Here is a 21,176-nt window from a genome sequence, read left to right as displayed (position 1 = left end):
CCCTGCTCCCGCGCTCGGAGGCCTCCTTACATTCGTTTTCTCTATGTATGGCGGGCGTCCACACGCTCCAGATGTGGGCAGGGCCGGAAAGTCTCCTTCCAGCGCAGCGCTGATCCTGGAAGCGAGGACAGAAACGAGCGCTCCCCGGGACCCTCTATTAAAAAGGTGGAGTGAGGCTGTCTCTGGGGGGTAAGCGGCTCGTGGCCTCACGCCTTGCGCATGGCGGAGGTGGGCGGAGGGGCGAGCGCGGGTGGCTGACGAGCCCGGCTCCCTGGGAACGGCAACATGCGAGGCTCTGATCAGCCGCCTGGTGCAGATCCAGCCCCGGCTTGCATGCCCAACGGTGATGCAGCCATGCCTCTGCCCTCCCGTCTGTGCAGTATGATTGTAGAACTTCGTGTAAACGCCCGGATCCCCTATACCAGGGCGCTGAAATTCCTCAGGCGGGGCCGTTCCGCCGTCTGTCGTCTCGAGGTACCTCCTGTGTCCACGCGTCTGCCTCTCGCGCTGCTGTTGCTCGTCTTCGCCGGGTGCATCGATGGAAGCACCCCGGTGAACGTGGGCGTCACCCGGGGCGACCCGGATGCCACCCAGTCCACGGTGGAGGTGGTGCCGGCCACGGGCGTCCTCGCGGATGGTGTGGCGACGGCGCTCGTCAAGGTGACGGTGCGTGATCGCAACAGCCGCGTGCTGCCGGGGCAGGCGGTGTCCTTCACGGCGACGGGCTCGGACAACACGCTGGTCCAGCCGACGGCGACGGACGCCTCGGGAATGACGCAGGGCACCATCGCCTCGACTCGCGCGGAGACGAAGACGCTGACGGTGAGGGTGGGCACTGGCGACAAGGCCATCGAGCTGACGCAGCACCCGCAGGTGACGTTCGTCCCGGGCACGGCCTCGCGGCTCGTCTTCGTCACCCAGCCGCCCGCCTCGGTGCGTGCGGGAGAGCGCTTCACGCCCGCCGTGCAGCTGCGGGTGATGGATGCCCAGGGCAACGTGGTGACGGCTCCCGTGGACGTGACGCTGTCGCTGGCCTCCGCCCCCAATGGGGCCACGCTGGGGGGCACCGCCACGCGGACGACCGCGGACGGAACGGTGAGCTTCAATGATCTGCTCGTGAACCGCGCGGGCACCGGCTACATGCTGACCGCCACCGGGCAGGGGCTCGGCTCGGCGGTGAGCTCGGCGTTCGACGTCACCGCGGGGCCGGTGGATCCGTCGCGGACGCTGGTGGAGGTGAGCAAGAGCACCGTGGTGGCGGATGGCACGGACTCCACCACCATCACCGTCACCGTGCGGGATGCCTTCGACAACCCGGTGTCGGGCCAGGCGGTGAGCGTCTCCAGCACGGGCGCCGACAACGCGCTGACGCCGGGCAGCGGCACCTCGGGCGCCAACGGCACCTTCACCGCGACGCTCCGCTCCACGACGGCGGAGACCAAGACAATCGCGGCCACGGTGGGCTCCACCGTCGCGCCGCCGAGGCCGCAGGTGACGTTCGTTCCGGGCACGGCCTCGCGGCTGGTCTTCGTCGTCGAGCCGCCAGCCCAGACGGTGGCCGGGCAGACGATGACGCCCGCCATCCAGCTCCAGGTGTTGGATGCGCAGGGCAACCCGGTGACGTCGGCCACCGCGGACGTGACGCTGACGCTGGAGCCGGTGGCCAGCGGCGCCACGCTGGGCGGCACCACGACGCGGGCCCTGTCCGCGGGGGCCGTCAGCTTCAATGACTTGAACGTCCAGAAGGCGGGCACCGGCTACACGCTGCGCGCCACCGGTCCGGGGCTCACGGATGTCGTGAGCAATGCGTTCAGCATCATCGCGGGGCCCGCGGACCTGACGCGGACGCTGGTGGAGGTGAGCAAGACCACCGTCACCGCGGACGGCGCGGACTCCACCACCGTCAAGGTCACCGCGCGCGACGCCTATGACAACGCGGTGTCGGGCCAGGCGGTGGGGATCGCCGCCTCGGGCAGCAACAACACGCTGATGCCGGCCAGTGGCACCACCGGTACGGACGGCTCCTTCAGCGGCACGCTTCGCTCCACCCGAGCGGAGGTCAAGACGGTCAGCGCCACCCTGAACGGCCTCAGCGTCGCGGTGCAGCCGCAGGTGACGTTCGTCGCGGCTCCGGCCACGCGGCTGGCCTTCATCGTCCAGCCTCCGGCGCAGACGGTGGCCGGGCAGACGCTGGCGCCCGCGATCGAGGTGGAAGTGCTGGATGCGCAGGGCAACCGGGTGACGTCGGCCACCGCGAACGTGACGCTGACCCTGGAGCCGGTGTCCAGCGGTGCGACGCTGAGCGGCACCACGACGCGGGCGCTGTTCGAGGGCCACGTCAGCTTCAACGACCTGAAGGTCCAGAAGGCGGGCACCGGCTACGTGCTGCACGCCAGCGGTAGCGGCCTCGCGGGGGCCATCAGCAACACGTTCGACATCGTCGCCGGACCCTTGGACCTGACGCGGACGCTGGTGGAGGTGAGCAAGACCACCGTCACCGCGGACGGCACGGACTCCACCTCCGTGAAGGTCACGGCGCGTGACGCCTATGACAATGCGGTATCGGGTCAGACGGTGGGACTCACCGCCAGCGGCAGCAACAACACGCTGACGCCGGGCAGCGGCACCACCGGTGCGGATGGGTCCTTCAGCGCGACGCTCACGTCCATCCGCGCCGAGCCCAAGACGATCTCCGCCACCTTGAACGGCAATGCTGTTTCCACGCAGCCGCAGGTGACGTTCATCGCCGGCCCGCCGGTGTCGCTGGCGTACGTCACCCAGCCGCCGGCCCAGACGGTGGCCGGGCAGACGATGGCGCCCGTCATCCAGGTGGAGACGCTGGATGCGCAGGGCAACCGGGCGGTCTCGGCCAGTGTCAGCGTGACGCTGGCGCTGGAGCCGGCGGCCAGCGGCGCCACGCTCGATGGGACCGCGACGCGCTCCGTGGCTTCGGGCGTGGCCAGCTTCAATGACCTGAACGTCAAGAAGGCGGGCACTGGCTACACGCTGCGCGCCACCGCCACTGGCCTCACTGCCGCCGTCAGCACCGCGTTCAACATCGTCACCGGCCCCGTGGACCCGTTGCGGACGCTGGTGGAGGTGAGCAAGACCACCGTCACCGCGGACGGCGCGGACTCCACCACCGTCAAGGTCACCGTGCGCGACACCTATGACAATGGGGTGTCGGGCCAGACGGTGGGTCTCACCGCCTCGGGCAGCGGCAACACGCTGACGCCGCCGAGCGGCTCCACCGGCGCGGATGGGTCCTTCAGCGCGACGCTCACGTCTACCCGCGCGGAGCTCAAGACGATCTCCGCCACCTTGAACGGCAACCCTGTTTCGACGCAGCCGCAGGTGACGTTCATCGCTGGCCCGCCGGTGAGGCTGGCCTATGTCACCCAGCCGCCGCCGCAGACGGTGGCCGGGCAGACGCTGACTCCGGCGCTCCAGGTAGAAGTGCTCGATGCCCAGGGCAACCGGGTGGCCTCGCCCAACGTCAGCGTGACGCTGGTGCTGGAGCCGGCGGCCAGCGGCGCCACGCTCGATGGCACCGCGACCCGGCAGACGGCCTCGGGCGTGGCCGGCTTCAATGACCTGAACGTCAAGAAGGCGGGCACCGGCTACACGCTGCGCGCCACCGCGACGGGCCTGACCGCGGCTGTGAGCAACCCCTTCGACATCGTCGCCGCTCCCGTCGATCTCACCCGGACGCTGGTGGAGGTGAGCAAGACCACCGTCACCGCGGATGGCACGGACTTCACTGTCGTCACCGTCACCGTGCGTGACGCCTATGACAACCCGGTGCCGGGCCAGGCCGTGGTCCCCGCCGTCACCGGCAGCAACAACACGCTGACGCCGCCGAGCGGCTCCACCAGCGCGGGTGGCACCTTCAGCGCGACGCTCACGTCCATCCGAGCCGAGACCAAGACGATCTCCGCCACGGTGAATGGCACCGCCGTCTCGCCGCAGCCGCAGGTGACGTTCGTCCCCGGCCCGGCCGTGCGGCTGGCCTTCGTCACCCAGCCTCCGGCGCAGACGGTGGCCGGGCAGACGCTGACTCCGGCGCTCCAGGTGGAGGCGCTCGATGCCCAGGGCAACCGGGTGGCCTCGCCCAGCGTCAGCGTGACGCTGGTGCTGGAGCCGGCGGCCAGCGGCGCCACGCTCGATGGCACCGCGACGCAGCAGACGGCCTCGGGTGTGGCCAGCTTCGGCGACCTGAACATCAAGAAGGCGGGCACCGGCTACACGCTGCGCGCCACCGCCGCGGGCCTCACCCCCGCCGTCAGCAACGCCTTCAACATCATCGCGGACACGCCGTCCCTGCCGCAGACCACCGTCACGGTGAGCAAGAGCTCCGTCATCGCGGATGGCCTGGACTTCACCACCATCACCGTCACCGTGAGGGACGCCTTCGGCAACCCGGTCTCGGGCCAGTCGGTGGGGCTCGGCGTCTCGGGCGCCGACAACACGCTGTCGTCCACCAGCGGCACCACCGCCGCGGATGGCACCTTCAGCGCGACGCTCTCCTCCATCCTGGCCGAGCTCAAGACGGTCTCCGCCACGCTCAACGGCAACCCCGTCGCGCAGCAGCCGCAGGTGACGTTCACCGCGGGCCCCGCGGTGGCCCTGAACTTCCTCGTCGAGCCGCCCGCAACCGTCAGCGCCGGGCAGACGCTGGCGCCGAGCGTGAGGGTGGAGGTGCTCGACGGCCGCGGCAACCGGGTGGCGAGCTCTACCGCCACCGTCACGCTGGTGCTGGATCCGGTGGCCAGTGGTGTCCTGCTGCGCGGCACCGTGTCTCGGGCCGTGGTCGCCGGCGTGGCCACCTTCGATGATCTGTTCGTCGAGCAGTCCGGTACCGCCTACACGCTGCGCGCCTCCGCGGCGGGCCTGAGCAACGCGGTGAGCAGCCCCTTCGACGTCACCGCGGGCGCGCCCAACTCCACCACGTCCACGCTCACGGTGACGCCGGCCAGCGTGGTGGCGGACAACGTCGCCGAGGCCACCATCACCGTCACGGTGAAGGACCAGTACGGCAACCCCGTGGCGAGCCAGGCGGTGAACGTCACCGCCTCGGGCGTGAACAACACGCTCACCCCCGCCAGCGGCACCTCCGGCGCGGATGGCCGGTTCGTCGCCAGGCTGCGCTCCACGCGAGCCGAGGTGAAGAGCGTGGACGCCACGGCGGCGGCCCTCGTGCTGCCGACCGCCAGCGTCACCTTCGTGGCGGGCCCCATCGCCACCCTCAGCCTGAGCGCCGCGCCCACCCAGGTGGAGGCCAACGGCATGGATCCGACGACGCTGACGGCCACCGCCGAGGACGCCTTCGGCAACCGCGTGCCGGGTGTGCCCATCGTCTTCGCCGCGCCTGGCACGGGCAACGTCTTCAACCCGGGCGACGGCCCCACGGACGTCAACGGCCAGCGCATCACCACGCTGACCTCCACCTCCACGGGCACGAAGATCGTGACCGCCACCGGAGCTGGCAGGAACGGGCTGGCCACCGTCACCTTCCTGCGGCCCCCGGCCAATGTGTCCAACCCGGTGCTGACCACCAGCTCCGTCTCGGGGTGCGCGGCCATCCAGTACACGGTGACGCAGTCGGCCTCCGCGCGCGCCGACATCATCGTCGAGTACGAGCAGGAAGGCGTCTTCAAGCGCGCCACCCAGGCGGGCGCCACCACCGGCTCGGGCGTCCAGGGCGTGGCCACCTCGCCCACCGGCGTCACGCATACGTTCCACTGGAACAGCACCGCGGACCTGTCGTCCTCCAATGAGACGATCCGCATGCGCGTCACCGCCCAGGTGCCGGGCGCGCTGCCCAGCAGCGCCATCCTCAATGGCGTCGTCATGGCCAACGGGCTGCACTTCGCGCCTCCGGGCCTGCTGCCCGCGGGCTCGACGCCCAAGGTGGTGGCTCGCGCGGACGTGAACAACGACGGGCGGACGGACCTGGTGGTGGGCTCCGCCGCCAATGATGTCCAGGTGCTGCTCGGCAACGGGATGGGCTCCTTCGGCGCTCCCACCGCCGTTGCCGTGGGCGCGAGCGCCTCGGTCCTCCTGGTGAGGGATGTGGACGGGGACGGGAAGGCGGACGTGCTGGCGGGCGGCTCCAACACCAACATCTATCTGCTCAAGGGCACCGGCACCGGCACCTTCGGCGCGGCCACCGTGGCCACGACGCTCCAGGGCCCGCCGGAGGGGCTGGCGGTCGGAGACTTCAACCGGGATGGGAAGCTGGACCTGGCCGCCACCAGCGGCGTGGGCACGGTGGAGGTGGCGCTCGCCACGACGGCCGGCGTCTTCGCCGCTCCGACGCGCACCAACGTGGGGGGCTCGCCGGGGAGGCTCATGACCGCGGATTTGAACCTGGACGCCCGGCTGGACCTGCTCTTCGTGGACTCCACGCAGGATGTGAGGACGATGCTCGGCACCGGCGCGGGGACGTTCGGTGTCGCGTCGACGGTGGGCGTGGGGCCTGGCGCCAGCGCCCTCACCGTGTCGGACGTGAACCTGGACGGCCGGCCGGATGTGCTGGCGGGCCTGTCCTCCAGCAGCGCGCTGGTTGTCGCGCGCGGCAACGGGGATGGCACCTTCTCCTCGCAGCCGGCCATCCCCCTGGGGGGAACGCCCGAGGACATCGCCGTGGCGGACATGAACGAGGATGGCTTCCGGGACGTGGTGGTGTCGGGGGTGGGCAGTGACGTGCTCCTGCTGGCCGGCAAGAGCGACGGCTCCCTGAGCACCACGCCGCTCATGGCGCCCGCCGGAGGCCCCACCACTCGACTCGTCGTGCTGGACGCGGACCGCAGCGGTCGCCCGGACGTGGTGGCGGTCCGCCCGGCGGCCAACGGCGTCGCCGTGCTCCTCAGCCTCCAGGCGGATCGCTGCGAGACGGCGTTCATCGCGGGCCTGCAGCTGCCGGTGAGCCCCTCTCCCGCCGCGGCGACGGTGGCGGACCTCGACGGGGACGGGCGCCCGGACCTGGTGGTCGCCGTGGGAGGAGCCGTCGCGGGTGCGAGCGCGCTCAACATCGCCAAGGGGCGCGGTAACGGGACGTTCTCCCCCTTCACGGCCGTGTCGCTGGGCACCACCGCGCAGAACCCACAGGGTGTGGCGGCCGGAGACCTCAATGCGGACGGGCGGCTGGACCTGGTGAGCGCCAACGCCAACACCAACACCGTGAGCGTGCTGCTGGACAATGGGGCCGGCGGCTACAGCACCCCCTCTCCGTGGAACACCGGCTCCTCTCCGCGCGCCGTGGCCATCGCGGACTTCGACGCGGATGGCAAGGTGGACCTCGCCGTCGCCAACGGCTCGGGGAGCAACGTGACGGTGCTCTACGGCAACGGGGATGGCACCTTCCCCACGAGCTTCACCTTCAACGTGGGCGTCTCTCCGCAGTCGCTGGTGGCGGTGGACCTCAACGGGGACGGCAAGCCGGACATCGTCACGGCCAACTTCGGCGGCAACAACGTCACCTCCCTGCGCAACAACGGTGGGCGCACCAGCACCTCGTTCACCTCCCTGGGCAACTCGTTGCTGGGCTACCCCCCTCGCGCCATCGCCACCGGGGACTTCAACGCCGACAACAAGCCGGACATCGCGGTGGTGGGCAACCCCAGCAGCGTGGGCTCCGTGAGCGTCATGCTGGGCGCGGGGGATGGCACGCTGGGCGGGGCCATCACCACCTCCGCCAACCTCACCACTCCCGAGTTCAAGGATCCGCGAGGCATGGTGGTGGGAGACTTCGACGCGGACGGCCAGCAGGACGTCATGGTGAGCAACTTCTCGGATGCGACCCTCATCCTGCTCAAGGGCCTGGGTAACGGCCGGTTCTCCATCGGTCCTGTCACCGCCACCGGCACCGCAGCCGTGGGCCTGGTGGGAGGGGACGTGGACGGGGACGGGAAGCCCGATCTGGTGGGGCCCATCACCGCGGACAACCGCGTCTTCGTGCTGCGCAGCAAGGGCAGCGGGGTGCCCGGCGCGGCGCTCCACCCCGTGCAGACGGGCACGGGGGCGGTGTCCGCTCGCGGCGTCACCGTGGTGGACATGAACAAGGACGGCAAGCTGGATGTGCTGACGGCCAACCGCTCCTCCAACAAGGTGAGCCTGCTGCTGGGGGATGGGACCGGGAGCTTCCTGCTGTCGCCCAGCTCTCCCACGGTGGGCACCAGCCCGAGCTTCATCGCCGCGGGGGATGTGGATCGCGACGGCAACATGGACGCCGTGGTGACCAACAACAACACCTCGACGCCCAGCTTGTCCGTCCTGCTGGGAGATGGGAACGGCGGCCTGACGAAGGTGGCGACGGACCTGTCGAACAGTGCGGTCCCGAGGTCCGTGTCGCTCGCGGACTTCAACGGCGATGGAGCCCTGGACCTGCTCACGAGCGGCAGCGCCGTGTACCTGCGCCTCAACAACGGGAGCGGCGGCTTCCTGGCCTCCACGGCGTTCACCGTGGGCGGCACGTCCCAGTACGCGGTCGTCGCCGACTTCAACCAGGATGGCCGGCCGGATGTGGCCTCCGCCAACGCGAGCAGCGGCAGCACCGTGGGTGTCCTGCTGGGCAATGGGGCGGGGGGCCTGGTCACTCCGGCGAAGGTCCAGGGGCTGGGCGGCAACGGCGTCGCGCTGGCCGCGGCGGACTTCGACCGGGACGGGAAGGTGGACCTCGCGGTGACGACCAGCGCCGCGACCGGCTACGAGGTGAAGGTGCTCAAGGGCCGGGGCGATGGGACGTTCGAGGGGACCCTGCTGGCGGCGCTGCCCTTCACCTCTCCGTCGCAGACGCCGGACTGGCTGACCGTGGGTGATGTGGATGGAGATGGTCGGCTGGACATCGTCACCGTGGTGCTGAACTCGGACGCCATCCTGGTGTGGCGCGGGGATGGAGCGGGTGGCTTCTCCGGGCCCATGGTGTTGGGCGCGTCCGACCAGACCCAGTCCGTGGCGCTCGCGGACGTGAACAGCGATGGCCTGACCGACATCATCGCCGGTGGCTTCAGCCTGGTGGGCGTGCTGCTGGGCCGCTGAGCCCCGGGGCCTACGCGGCCGCGGGCTTCACGCCGGAGAAGACATAGGCGGACAGCTCGCGGCGGCGGCCCTTGCGCAGCACGTCCAGGACCACCTCGGGGTGGGGGGACAGGGCCATCACGCGCTGCACGTCGTCCACGCTGCCCACCGGGCGCTGGTTGATGCCCAGCAGCAGGTCCTCCGGCTCCAGCCCCGCGGCGTCGGCGGGAGTGCCCTGCTGCACCTGGAGGATGAGCACGCCTCGGGGCTGACCGGCGTCCCGGGCCTGAGCGGGCTCGAGCGCCACCGCGCGAGCGGCCACGCCCAGGTAGCGCCGCTCCACCTTGCCGCGCTGGATGAGGAGGCTGGCCACCCAGGCGGCGGTGGTAGCGCTCACGGCGAAGCCGATGCCCTGGGCGTAGGGCAGCACCAGGGTGTTGAGCCCCACCACCTGGCCGCGGGTGTTGAGCAGGGGCCCGCCCGAGTTGCCCGGGTTGATGGCGGCGTCCGTCTGGAGCAGGCCCTCCAGGAGGGTGCCATCGGGCAGGTTGAGGCTGCGGTTGATGGCGCTCACCACGCCGAGCGACACGGACTGCTCCAGGCGGAACGGGTTGCCGATGGCCACCACGAGCTGTCCCATGCGCACGTCCTTGGGGTCGGCCAGGGGCAGGGTGGGGTAGTCCGAGCCCTCCACGCGCAGCACGGCGAGGTCCGTGGGCGAGTCTCCGCCGACGAAGGTGGCCTTGCGCTCCTCGCCGGTGGAGAGCGTCACCGTCTGCCGGCGCGAGCTGCGCACCACATGGCGGTTGGTGAGCACGTAGCCGTCCGGGGTGAGGAAGAGGCCGGTGCCGTGGCCGCGGCCGTGCTCCACGCCCACGACGGCGGGAGTGGCTCGGGCGACGAGCTCCTCGAGATCATCGGAGAACTGTTGCAGCAGCTTCATGGAGAGAGCCTTTCTCGCGAGCGGCCCGCGTCAGGAGCGCTTGCCGATGGTGAGGGAGACTTCGCGGACCTCGCCGGCGCGCAGCACCCTGGCGGGGACGGTGGTGCCGACCTTCTCGTCGGCGAGGTAGCCGAGCAGATCCTCCACGCCCTCGAGCGGGCGGCCGCCGAGGTGGACGAGCACGTCGCCCAGGAGCAGGCCGGCGCGGTGGGCGGGGCCGTCAGGGTCCACGGAGAGGAAGATGAGGCCGGTCTCCGCGCCGGCGCGGGCCCACAGGTGCTGGGGCAGGCGCACGGGGTAGGCGCCGACGCCCAGGTAGCCGCGGCGGATGCCGCCGTGCTCCTTGAGGGTGGTGACGACGCGGGAGAGCGTCTCGCCGGGGATGGCGACGGCGGCGGTGCGGGAGAAGGCGGCGGTGAGCAGGCCGAGGAAGCGGCCCTGGGCGTCCACGAGCGGTCCGCCGGAGAAGCCGGGCGGCAGGTCGGCGTCCGTCTCGAGGTAGCGGTGGATGCGGCCGCCGGCGTGGGTGCGCCACTCATCTCCCAGGGCGCTGACGATGCCCAGGGTGGCTCGGGTGGTGCGGCCGGGGTGGCCCAGGGCGAGCACGAGGTGGCCCACCTTCAGGCCATCGAGGGGAGCGGGGGTGAGGGGGGTGAGGCCGGGAGCCTCGGTCTTGAGGAGGGCCAGGTCGGTGCTGGGGTCACGGCCGACGAGCTCGGCGGCGGCGGTGCGGCCGTCGGGGAGGCTGATTTGAATCTGCCCCTCGTGCTCGACGGAGTGGCTGGTGGTGAGGACGTGGCCCTCGGAGCTCCAGACGACGCCGGTGGCGCCGCGTCGGCGGCGGGCCTCCACGCGGACGACGGAGGGAGCGAGGCGCTCGACGAGGGAGGCGATGGACTGGGAGAGCGAGAGCAGGTCGGACATGGCGTTTCCTTTCGTGGCCAGAAGGTAAAGGCCACGAAGGCGCACCACATCGGCGAGACGGACAGGCCGGGGACCTACCCGTTCAGGCAGGTCCCCTCTCCATTCGGAGGGCCGCTACCCGGGAGACCTGAGCCGGAGAGGAGGGGCCTCATGCTTCCGGGCAGGGCTGGGGCTCAGCTCTCCTCTGCCCGCTGGAGCATCTGGAGCAGCCAGCCGCGGTGGGCGTAGACGCTGGTGAAGATGGACATGCGCTCTCCCGTGGGAGTCTTCGCTCCGACGGTCGCGATGCCAACGAGCACTTTTTCGCCGCCATCCTTGATGCACGCTCCGCCGCTATCTCCCTGCTGGAGATGAGAGGCCGGGCGGCCATCAGGTAGCTGTTGGTCTTCGACTCTGAAGACGGCGCTCCCGGTATCGAACTGGATGAGTCGTTTTACCCGGTTGTCGCCGAAGTGGCGGACGCCGTACCGCGGCGAAGGTGACCCGTAGCTGAAGCCCGTCATCGTGACGACGTCACCCACCTGGACCTCGGTCTCCGCAAGCTCGAGGTGAGGCAGTTCGCTCGGCAGGGAATGCTCGAGAAGAATGACGGCAAGATCCGCGTTGCTCCACACCACCTGCGGGGCACCAGTCGTTCGACCACGAATGATCTCGAAGTCGGGGTGGACCGACACCTTGCCTACATGGCGCTGAAGGACCTCTCTGGACTGGTTCTTGTTTGCTGGATCGACATAGGAAACGGTCAGCACCGTGGCGGCCTCGGCGCAGGACGACTTCGCGTCGATGATGTCCGTGAGTTCGATCTTGTCGAGTGCCGCGGCTCTCGAGACCTTGCCCGCCTGGCGCGGTGCGGGTGAAGCCTTCGTGCTGCCAGCACGTGCTGCTTCATCTTCGCGTGTGGGCATCCGGTGGCCACAGACGCAATGCGCTGCTGTGATGACCAGACGCGGATGGATCACCACCCCCGTGCAGCCGTCCGCCACGCCGCTCTCGTCGGGTCGACCCACGTGAACCATGGTCGATGCCAGATGACGATCGGTGGCATCCATCTGGCCCGGATTCACGACGAGGAATCCCTGCGGAAACAGCTCCTCGGCGGTTGCCTGTTCCTCCGCCGGAGCGGAGCTCGTAAAGCGCTTGGGCGGAGGTGCACTCGTGGCGCAGCCGGGTTGGAGTCCAAGCCCGAGCACGGCCAGCCCAAGGGTGGAGAGCAGCAGCCGGGTTCTCGCCACGTCAGCACTCGTCATGGGATGGACTCCACTGCTTCCGCGCGTGCGATCTCTTCTTGGAGCCAGTCGAAGTAGTCACGGAGTGCGAGCATCGTGGGCTCGCGACCGAGCCCCGTTGTCGAGATGCCGACGAGCAGAGGTCCCCCGGCGGATGTCCGGAAGCAGGGACCACCGCTATCTCCCCTGAAGAAGTCGGTCTCACGCCGCTCGAGCCGGTATCTCCCGCTGACCGAGTCCTCTACGGCCGTGACCTTGATCGTATGGGTGAGGCGTAGCGTATCGAGCAGGCCCAGGTCCTCGTCATGGCCGAACCCCGCGAGGACGAGAGGCTCTTGGAGCGTGATGTCCGTCTTCGACAGTGCGCTGGGCTGAAAGCCAGGAGGCACTGGCCTGTCTAGCGCGACGATAGCCAGATCCGCGTTGCTGGAGAGGATGTCTCCCGAGGCATTCAGGCGCACTTCCAGCTGAGCATGGGGACGGACCGTGCCCTGGAGGGCTTGCGTCGTCTGGCTCGCGATGGATGGTGGCGGCATGCCAGGGTTGTGCTCATAGAAGAAGACATCCACGGTGGCTGTGTCCACGCAGGAAGCTCGATCCACTCGATGCTCCACGGGACCTTCGGGAGTGGAGACCTGTCGACGGCGGCAGACACAGTGGCCGGCGGTGAGCACGAGGCGAGGAGAGACAATGACCCCGCTACAGCTGCGCAGCCCTCCACTGGGTCCTGAAGCCTTCGGCGTCACACGGACGACCGAGGGATAGTGGTTGTGGGTATCGGGCGCTCCCTCCATCCTGAACGTGATGACGGGGAGGAACGCCCCCACTCCAAAAGGTGGATCCTTTTCATCCACGCCATCGCTGCCGTCTGGTGGTGGCTCCAATGCGGTCTTCGCGGACTTCCCCTGAGCCGGTGACGAGCAGCCGCCACACCCCGGGGACACCGCGATGAGCACCGCTGCCACTGTGAGGAGCGCTGGGTGACAGCGCATGGGTCGCCTCATGGACTTCCGCTCGAAGAACCGCGCGCCTGCGACACGCTACCCCGGCGGCCGGAGGGGCAGGTAGAGGGTGAAGGTGCTGCCCTGGCCCGGTTCGCTCCGCACCTCGAGCCGGCCCCCGTGCCGGGTGACGATGTCACGGCTGATGGACAGCCCCAGCCCCGTGCCTTGCCCTCGCGGCTTGGTCGTGAAGAAGGGCGTGAACAGCTTGGAGAGCGTCTCCGGCGTCATCCCCCTGCCCGTGTCGGAGATCTCCACCACCACTTCCTCTTCCTGCCGCCGCGTCCGGATGCGGATCTCCCCCCGGTTCTCGATGGCCTGCCCCGCGTTGAGCAGCAGGTTGGTGAACACCTGCACCAGCTGCGTGGGATGGCACGTGACGCGAGGCAGCGGCTCCAGGTCACGCTTCACCTCGCACTTGTACTTCAGCTCGTTGCCCACCATCCGCAGCGTGGACTCCAGCTCCTCGTTCAGGTCCACCTCCTGCAGCTTCCCGTCGTCCTCGCGGGCGAACACCCGCAGGCTCTGGGCGATCTCCCGGATGCGCCGCACGCCCGTCAGCGACTCCCGGAGCAGCTCGGGCATGTCCTCCAGCACCTGGTCCAGCTCCCCCTGCGCCCACTGCGCCCGCATCTCCGCGAGCCGGTCCGCCGACAGCGTCCGAGGCCGCGTGTCCGGAGCCTCCATCTGCTCCCGCAACCACCCCAGCACCGGCAGGAAGGCCGTGGCGTACTGCTCGAGCACCCGCAGGTTGCTCGTCACGTAGCTCACCGGGTTGTTGATCTCGTGCGCGATGCCCGCCGCCATCTGCCCTAGCGAGGCCAGCTTCTCGGCCTGGATGAGCTGCGCCTGGCGCTCCTCCACCAGGCGCCGCTCGGTGACGTTCCGGACGATGCTCACCACCTCGCCCGGCCCGCTGCGGACCACGCGCGCCTCGTAGCTCTGCCGCCCCTCCGGCATGTTCAGCTCGTACTCGTAGACGGCCACCGTCCCCTCGCGGGCCACGTGCTCGAACCGCTCCAGCGACAGCTCGATGACGTGCTGGGGCAGGGGCAGGTCCCGGATGTTCCTCCCCACGAACGCCTCGGGCCGCACCAGCGTCTGCTGCTCCGTGCTGCAGCTGAAGTCGAGGAACAGGCCGTCGGTGGTCTGGCGGAAGATGAGGTCCGGAACGGCCTGGAGCAGGGCGCTCAGCCGCTCCTCGCTGTGCTTCGTGGCGGTGAGGTCCGCGTCGGTGCCGGCCAGCCGCACCGGCTCGCCCCGCGCGTTGCGCGCCACCACCTGCCCTCGCGTGCGAATCCAGGCCCACGTGCCGTTCTTGCTCCGCGCGCGGTACTCGAACTCGACGTAGGGCGTGGCGCCGCTCACGTGCTCGGCGATGCACTGCACGGCGTGGGGGAGATCCTCCGGGTGGCACAGGCGCTGCCAGCCCGACAGGGTGTGCTCCACCTCGTTCTCGCCATAGCCGGTGAGGGCTCGCCACCGGCGGCTCGGATGGAGCACCTGGGTGGAGAGGTCCAGCGTCCACAGCTCCTCCTCCACGCTGGTGAACTGCTGGCGCACGCCCTCCAGCTCCGCCTGGAGCTGGCGAGAAGCCTCCTCGGCCTGCTCCTGCCGTTGCGCCTCATGCCAGCCCCGCAGGAGGCTCGCGCCCACGGCCAGCGCTGGCTCGAGGCCTTGGAGCAGCGGCTCCGGGGCGCCATCCGGACGAAGGGCGAGGCCCACGAGCCCCACCCGTCCGTCTCCCTCCCGGAGTGGCAGCGCCAGAAGCGAGCACGGAGCCGTCGAGCCGTCCGCGAGCACCACCTGGCCCACCGAGAGCGCCTGCTCGGCCAGCAGCCGGAGGCTCCGAGGCGCTGGCTCCTGAGAAGAGCTCCACCGGGGCTCCTGCCACTCGGCCTCCGCCCACCCCGGAGGCGAGGAGGCAACGAGCTGGAGCGAGCCCCCGGCGCCGGAGCCAGACAGCGCCGTGGCGAGAAAGCCTCTCTGGCTGCCTGCCTGCTCGAGCAGCAGGGACAGCCATCGCTCGAGCACCGCTCGGGAGGAGCGGCCCCGGATGAATTCCGTCTGGAGCTCGAGCAGCTTCCACGGGAGGGAGTCTCGGGGCGGGCTGGGAGAGGACACAGTTCGCTCAGGCGCGTCGGGACAATGGGGAAGGAAGCCTCGAAACCTTCTCTCTTAACGTAGGGGAGCCCTCCGCGCACACGAGAGGGAGGACGGCTACAGCGTCACCAGCCCCAGGCGTGCGGCTCGGACGACGGCCTCGGTGCGCCGCTGGACGCCCAGCTTGGCGAGCACCGCGTTGACGTGGAACTTGGCGGTGTGCTCGCTGATGGCGAGCCGGTCGGCGATGGCCTTGTTGGAGAGGCCCTCGGCCAGCAGCGCGAGCACCTCGCGCTCGCGGGGCGTGAGGGGCTCCTGGCTGGAGGGAGCGGCGGTGGAGGCCCTTGGCGTGGGGCGCACGGGGGAGAGCGAGGGTTCGAAGACGGCGAGGCCACGAGCCACGGCCTGGAGCGCGGCCAGCAGCGCCCCGGGGGAGGCATCCCGGAAGAGCAGGCCTCGGGCACCGGCCGCCAGCGCCAGCTCTCCAGCCGCTTCATCCGGCACCAGCGCCAGCACGGGCGCCCCCAGCTCGGGGGGCTCCAGCCGCCCGTCGACCTCGGACAGGCGCAGGCCCACATCCCACAGCACTACGTCCGGAGGCTCGGCACGAGCCGCCTCCAGCTCCACCAGGGTGCCCGCCGCGACGAGGGCCAGGCTCTCCCCACCCGCGTCCGAGAGGGCACGGGAGAGCGCTCCGCGCGCGAGCGGATCCTCGGCGACGAGGGCGAGGCGGAGCGGAGAGGCGGGCGAGTCCAGCACGTTCCCCCATGCCTAACCGGCCACGGGGCGTTTCGCCGGGCCGCGTGGGAGCCTCCCTGCATCCCACACGGCGGATGTCGTGCGCCGGACGACCGAGCAGGCCCCAGGAGCGGTAGCCTTGCGGCCGCCCCTTCCACTGGGAGGGACAGGAGGCACGGATGGGACGCTGGATCGCGGTACTGCTGTGCGGACTCGGCGCGAGCGCCTGGGCGCAGGCGTCGGGCGGCTTCGCGAAGCGAGGGGACGAAGTGGTCGCCGAGGTGCGCGAGCGCTTCTACGACGCGAAGAAGGCCGCGCAGTGGGCCGAGCGCCACAAGGGCTACGGCGCGGCGGCCCGGAGCGAGGAGGACTTCGCTCGGCTCACGCACGAGGCGCTGGCGGAGCTGCAGGCCTCGCACACGGCCTACTACCCGCGAGACACGCTGGGGCACGTGGGGCTGTCCTCCATCTTCCGGCGGGTGCTGAAGCAGCAGGAGGTGGAGTACGTGAGCATGGGCGTGGACGTGGCGCAGCGGCCCGAGGGTCTCTTCGTGCGCCGCGTCTTCGCGGGAGGCCCGGCGGAGAAGGCGGGGCTGCTGCGAGGAGACCGCATCGTGAGCGTGGAGGGCCAGCCCTTCCAGCCGCTGCTCTCGCTGAAGAACCGGGCGGGCAAGGCCACCCGGGTGGTGGTGGAGCGAGTGAAGGGCCAGCCTCCGCTGACGCTGACGGTGACGCCGCGCCGCATCGACGCGAAGGCCGAGTGGCTCGAGGCGCAGGAGAAGAGCTCGCGCGTCATCGAGCGCGGGGGCAAGCGCGTGGCCTACCAGGCCCTGTACTCGTGCGCGGGGCCGGAGCACCAGGAGGCGCTGGGGGAGTACATCCTGTACGAGGCGAAGGACGCGCAGGCGCTGGTGGTGGACTTCCGGGATGGGTGGGGCGGGTGCAACCCGGAGTTCCTCAACCTGTTCAACAAGAACCTCCCGGTGCTCACGTCGGTGGATCGGCAGGGCAAGCCGTTCGTCTACCGCGCCGCCTGGCTCATGCCGGTGGTGCTGCTGGTGAACGGCGGCTCGCGCAGTGGCAAGGAGCTGGTGTCGTTCGCGATGAAGCAGCGGGGCATGGCCACGCTGGTGGGCGAGAAGACGGCGGGCGCGGTGCTGGCGGGCACGCCGGTGCGCCTGTCCAACGGAGACCTCCTCTATGTCGCGGTGATGGACGGGAACATCGACGGCACCCGTCTGGAGGGCGTGGGTGTCAGCGTGGACGTCGAGGTGCCCGACGCGCTGCCATACGCGGCGGGGAAGGATCCGCAGCTGGACAAGGCGCTCGAGGTGGCCGCGACGCTCGAGCCACCGGATGCGCCCGCCGAGGGCCTGAAGTAGCGGGCTCCTGGAGCCGGAGCGCCGCGCGCCTCAGGCCAGCTCCACGCCGTGGCCCGAGGTGACGTCCGCGATGCTCACCCGGGAGCCCTGCTGCCGGTAGCCGCCGCGGAAGGGGTGCTTCGCGATGAACAGGGGCGTGTCGAGGTCCGCGTAGTGGAAGCCGCCCAGGCCCGCGGCCAGGTGGGCCGAGCAGCTCATGGCCAGCGCGCTCTCCACCATGCCGCCAATCATGAGCTCCATGCCGGCGGCGCGGGCCAGGTGCCACATCATCAGGGACTCGACCACGCCGCACTTCATGGTCTTGATGTTGATGCCGGTGGCGGCGCGCTCGCGGATGAGGCGCAGCACGTCCTCGGCGGAGCGGGCGGACTCGTCGGCGCAGATGGGGATGCGCGAGCCGCGGGTGAGCTCGGCCAGGCCGGCCAGGTCCTCGGCGGGGACGGGCTGCTCGAAGAGGGAGAGCGGCACGCCCGCGCGCTCCAGCCCGGAGAGGAAGGCCCGGGCCTGGGGCACGGTGTAGCCGCCGTTGGCGTCGGCGAAGAGCCGCGCCTGGGGCGCCACCTGGTGGATGGCCACGAGCCGCTCCACGTCCTGCTCGGGAGACAGGGCGCCGACCTTCACCTTCAGGGTGGTGATGCCGCGAGCGAGGATGGCGCGAGCGGAGGACTCGGCGTGCGCGCGGTCTCCGGCCGTCACCGTCATGTCGATGTCCAGCTCCGTGCCGGCGCCGCCGAAGAAGACCCACAGGGGCACGCGGTGGTGGCGGGCCAGCGCGTCGAGCAGCGCCGTCTCCAGGCCGCAGCGGGCCGACGGCTCACCGGGCAGCGCCTCCGTGAGCCACGCGGACAGCGGACGCCACGAGCGGGCCTCCTGGCCGATGAGCCGCTCGCGCACGGACTGGATGGCGGCGAGCGTGCGGGCCTGCGTCTCGCCGCTGACGGCGGTGAAGGGCGCGGCCTCGCCCAGGCCGGTGGTGCCGTCGGCGAGCGTGAGGCGCACGAGGACGTTGTGGGCCACGTGCTGCGCGCCGGTGGCGATGGCGAACGGCTCGGTGAGCGGCAGGTCCAGCGGCTCGACGGTCAGCGCGGTGATGACGGTGGGGTTCATGGGAGCGGGGCGGACAGTACCCGTCACGCGCAGGGCGCGGTAGCGCAAGGTGCGCCCGTCCAGCGCTCTGTCGCGCAGGAAATGCGCGGGCAGGCAGGCGCTCCTGGGCTCCCCCGAGAGTCCATGGCCCTGAAGACGCGGGCCTCCGCGGACAGGTGTCCCTGGCGCGAGGGTTGCTACCGGGAGGGGTATGCGCCTGCCCGACTCCCTCCGCCGCCTCGCCGCGCTCGTCCTCACGACGGCCGCGCTCTTCGTGGGCTTCTTCCTGGGAGTCCGTCCCTGGTATCTCGTCTGGGGCGCCACGGACGCGGAGCAGCGCAGGTCGCTGCCTGGGGATGAGCTCGTGCCCGATGCTCGCGATCAGGCCACGAGCACGCGCGCCATCACCATCCAGGCGCCCCCGGAGAAGGTGTGGCCGTGGCTGGCGCAGCTGGGCCAGGACCGGGGCGGCTTCTACAGCTACGAGGTGCTCGAGGACCTCGTGGGCACCCGGATGGAGAACGCCGACCGCGTGCATCCCGAGTTCCAGGCATGGAAGGTGGGCGACAAGCTGTGGATGTATCCTCCCGAGAAGCTCGACGGGCAGGGGCACGCGCTGCTGGCCCGGATCGATCCGGGACGGGTGCTCGGGTTCGTCACCCGGCAGTACGGCACGCCGCCCACCGAGCCGTACAACGGAAGCTGGTCCTTCATCCTCGAGCCGCTCGGAGAGGGGGCCACGCGGTTGCTGATCCGCGGCAGGGCGGGGGGAACGCGGGCCTTCCTGGGCTCGACCTTCGATCATGCCCTCTTCGAGCCGATGCACTTCGTCATGGAGCGCAAGATGATGGAGACGCTCGAGCAGCGGGCCGAAGGCGGCCGGGTGTCCGAGGTGGCCGACACCGCGCACCCGGTGCTGTGGACGGTCACCTTCGCCCTCTTCATCGTGTCGCTCGTGCGAGTGGTCCGGCATGAGCGGTGGCTCTGGGCACTCGCGGCGTTCGCGGCGGCGGGCATCGTCTTCCAGATCCTGACGTTCGCGCAGCCGCCGCTCGCCGTCGGAGGCATCCTGGTCCTCGGAGTCGTCCTGCTGCTCTGGCTGCCTCCGATGCTGTCGCCGCGTCGGGCCGCGCCGCGCGCTCGCGTCATGCCGTCCCGCCTCACCCACGAGGCGGGACGATGAGCACGGTCCTCGCGTGGTCGCTCCCCGGCCCGTCAGGGAAGCTGCCAGCACCGACGCGGTGAGCTCCTGTCGGGACGAGTCCGAGAAGGTGCCGGTCGCGGTGAGCTGCAGCGTCTCGCCGACCCCGAGCGCTCCAGAGAGGCGCTCAGGGCTTGGGCGGAGGATGGGAGGTGGGGGCGCGCCGGCCCGGCGGGAGGACGGGGACGTAGCACGTGTCATTGAGGAGCTGACCGCTGAGGTCCTCGCACTCCTCGCGGGCCAGCTTGAGGATCCCCCAGCATCGCCCGTTGATGGCGACCTGGCGCTTGCGAGGGCATTGTCCTCGCGTATCGGGCTGCGCCTGATCAGGCCGAGGCAGCAGGAAGGACTCCCCCGTCATCGCCTCCCGCGCGGTGGGGGCCGAGGAGCTCTCGGTGGCCACAGGCTGCGCCGTATCGCCGAGTCTCGCCGCGCCTCCGTTCTGGTCGCCCGCCCCGGTCGCGTCGTGCCGGGCCAGAGCGGGCTTCTCCACCCCGTGCCTGGGCGAGGTCCACCACGTCTCCGCGACCAGCGCCAGGATCGCGGCGGCCATCGCCAGCAGGGGCCGCCAGAGGCGCACCGGTCCGTGAGGCCTGCCGGGCTCGGCGGGCGGCTGCGGCTCGAACAGCGGCTGGGTGCTCTCCGGGAGCGGCTGTCGCGCGGCCTGCTCCAGCGCCTCGGCCAGCTCCGCCGCGGTGCCGCGCTCCTCGGGGCGGGCCGAGAGCATGCGCAGGATCAGCGCGTTGAGGCGCGGCTCCACCCGGTGATTGATGAAGTCGGGCGAAGGCGACCACAGCTCGCGGGCCTGCCAGGTGCCTGCCTTGTCCCGGAAGCGCTCGCCCGCCTCCGGGTACCTGCCGGTGACGAGCCGGTAGGCGGTGACGCCCAGCGCATAGATGTCATCCGCCGGTCCCGCGACGTATCGCGCCTTGGCATCCCCCTGGGTGCGCAGCGGGAACAGCGCCACCTCGGGAGGATGATAGGCGGGCGTGCCGGGTATCTCTCCTGGCTGCGTCAGGTGGGCGGCTTCCGGAGGGAGACAGGAGCCGAAGTCGATGAGGATGGCGCGGCTGTCGCTGTGCCGCACCAGGATGTTGCCTCCCTTGAGGTCGCGGTGGACGGCGCCTCGAGCGTGGATGGCGGCGAGCGCGCTCGCGAGCTGGGCCAGGAGCTGGAGCACCTGCTGGGAGCTGATGCAGTTCCGCCAGGCCCACGCGTACAGCGGCGTGCCTTCCACCCACTCCATGACGATGTAGGGGTGCCGCGTGCCCAGGTAGTGCTGCCACTCGCCGGAGTCCCACAGGCGCGGGATGCTGGGGTGGCGCAGGGCGGAGAGCACCTCCACCTCGCGGGCGAACTCGGGGTCTCTCGGGAGCAGGGCGACCTTGATGGCCACGGGGCCCGCTGGCTCGGGCGCTCCGTCCGCGCGCTCCCCACGGTAGACGGCCCCATGGACGCCGTTGCCTCCCCAGCCCGTCACGCGCCAGGAGCCCAGCACCTCGCCTGGAGGAACGAAAGCGGGCTCTGGCGCGGTCGAGGACATGGAGACGGCAG

General features: G+C 70.8%; 11 protein-coding genes and 1 pseudogene. 3 read left to right on the top strand and 9 right to left on the bottom strand.

Annotation, left to right across the window (positions count from 1 at the left end; translation table 11 throughout):
• Positions 1–483 precede the first annotated feature (483 nt).
• On the top strand, positions 484–9,039 hold the full coding sequence (locus tag KY572_RS01440) for a beta strand repeat-containing protein (protein WP_224240316.1): 8,556 nt from the start codon (positions 484–486) through the stop codon (positions 9,037–9,039).
• Positions 9,040–9,049: 10 nt separating this feature from the next.
• On the opposite strand, the gene KY572_RS01435 is transcribed toward KY572_RS01440, so the two are convergent.
• The 7 genes and pseudogenes from KY572_RS01435 to KY572_RS01410 all read right to left on the bottom strand — a co-directional run bounded on the left by KY572_RS01435 (position 9,050) and on the right by KY572_RS01410 (position 15,974).
• Positions 9,050–9,961 carry a S1C family serine protease gene (locus KY572_RS01435; RefSeq protein WP_224240315.1) on the bottom strand — a complete coding sequence of 304 codons (912 nt, stop codon included), beginning with the start codon at positions 9,959–9,961 and terminating at the stop codon, positions 9,050–9,052.
• A gap of 30 nt (positions 9,962–9,991) precedes the next feature.
• Positions 9,992–10,885: a S1C family serine protease gene (locus tag KY572_RS01430; protein ID WP_224240314.1), complete on the bottom strand. Its 894-nt coding sequence runs from the start codon at positions 10,883–10,885 to the stop codon at positions 9,992–9,994.
• Positions 10,886–11,058: 173 nt separating this feature from the next.
• On the bottom strand, positions 11,059–12,132 hold the full coding sequence (locus tag KY572_RS01425; protein WP_224240313.1) for a trypsin-like serine protease: 1,074 nt from the start codon (positions 12,130–12,132) through the stop codon (positions 11,059–11,061).
• Positions 12,129–12,680: a trypsin-like serine peptidase gene (locus tag KY572_RS01420; protein WP_407659879.1), complete on the bottom strand. Its 552-nt coding sequence runs from the start codon at positions 12,678–12,680 to the stop codon at positions 12,129–12,131. Before KY572_RS01420 ends, KY572_RS01425 begins: the two co-directional genes overlap by 4 nt.
• Before the next feature lie 6 nt (positions 12,681–12,686).
• A pseudogene (locus KY572_RS48030) lies at positions 12,687–12,905 on the bottom strand (trypsin-like serine protease); the annotation flags it as partial.
• Between the two features lie 246 nt (positions 12,906–13,151).
• Positions 13,152–15,236 carry an ATP-binding protein gene (locus KY572_RS01415; protein WP_224240312.1) on the bottom strand — a complete coding sequence of 695 codons (2,085 nt, stop codon included), beginning with the start codon at positions 15,234–15,236 and terminating at the stop codon, positions 13,152–13,154.
• A gap of 96 nt (positions 15,237–15,332) precedes the next feature.
• Positions 15,333–15,974 (bottom strand): LuxR C-terminal-related transcriptional regulator, encoded by a 642-nt coding sequence (locus tag KY572_RS01410; RefSeq protein WP_224240311.1) that lies wholly within the window; start codon positions 15,972–15,974, stop codon positions 15,333–15,335.
• Positions 15,975–16,132: 158 nt separating this feature from the next.
• Between KY572_RS01410 and KY572_RS01405 the strand changes: the two genes are divergently transcribed.
• A complete protein-coding gene (locus KY572_RS01405; protein ID WP_224240310.1) occupies positions 16,133–17,335 on the top strand; it encodes a S41 family peptidase in 1,203 nt (400 codons plus the stop codon).
• A gap of 30 nt (positions 17,336–17,365) precedes the next feature.
• On the opposite strand, the gene KY572_RS01400 is transcribed toward KY572_RS01405, so the two are convergent.
• Positions 17,366–18,442: a dipeptide epimerase gene (locus KY572_RS01400; protein ID WP_224240741.1), complete on the bottom strand. Its 1,077-nt coding sequence runs from the start codon at positions 18,440–18,442 to the stop codon at positions 17,366–17,368.
• 190 nt (positions 18,443–18,632) lie between these two features.
• Between KY572_RS01400 and KY572_RS01395 the strand changes: the two genes are divergently transcribed.
• Positions 18,633–19,604 carry an SRPBCC family protein gene (locus tag KY572_RS01395; RefSeq protein WP_224240309.1) on the top strand — a complete coding sequence of 324 codons (972 nt, stop codon included), beginning with the start codon at positions 18,633–18,635 and terminating at the stop codon, positions 19,602–19,604.
• A 145-nt stretch (positions 19,605–19,749) separates the two neighbouring features.
• Here the strand turns inward: KY572_RS01395 and KY572_RS01390 are convergent, their stop codons facing one another.
• Complete coding sequence (locus KY572_RS01390) at positions 19,750–21,165, bottom strand: serine/threonine-protein kinase (RefSeq protein ID WP_224240308.1); 1,416 nt, start codon at positions 21,163–21,165, stop codon at positions 19,750–19,752.
• Positions 21,166–21,176: the final 11 nt, after the last annotated feature.

Origin of the sequence: Hyalangium gracile (assembly GCF_020103725.1) — a bacterium.
In the GTDB taxonomy this organism is placed as follows: Bacteria; Myxococcota; Myxococcia; order Myxococcales; family Myxococcaceae; genus Hyalangium; species Hyalangium gracile.
Note: the sequence above shows the minus strand (reverse complement) of the source record. Positions and strands in the feature narration are given on the sequence as shown.

Excerpts from the sequence above, each read along its gene's own strand:
- KY572_RS01435 (WP_224240315.1), bottom strand. The coding sequence starts at position 9,961 with ATGAAGCTGCTGCAACAGTTCTCCGATGATCTCGAGGAGCTCGTCGCC.
- KY572_RS01430 (WP_224240314.1), bottom strand. The coding sequence starts at position 10,885 with ATGTCCGACCTGCTCTCGCTCTCCCAGTCCATCGCCTCCCTCGTCGAG.
- KY572_RS01425 (WP_224240313.1), bottom strand. The coding sequence starts at position 12,132 with ATGACGAGTGCTGACGTGGCGAGAACCCGGCTGCTGCTCTCCACCCTT.
- KY572_RS01405 (WP_224240310.1), top strand. The coding sequence starts at position 16,133 with ATGGGACGCTGGATCGCGGTACTGCTGTGCGGACTCGGCGCGAGCGCC.
- KY572_RS01400 (WP_224240741.1), bottom strand. The coding sequence starts at position 18,442 with ATGAACCCCACCGTCATCACCGCGCTGACCGTCGAGCCGCTGGACCTG.
- KY572_RS01395 (WP_224240309.1), top strand. The coding sequence starts at position 18,633 with ATGCGCCTGCCCGACTCCCTCCGCCGCCTCGCCGCGCTCGTCCTCACG.
- KY572_RS01390 (WP_224240308.1), bottom strand. The coding sequence starts at position 21,165 with ATGTCCTCGACCGCGCCAGAGCCCGCTTTCGTTCCTCCAGGCGAGGTG.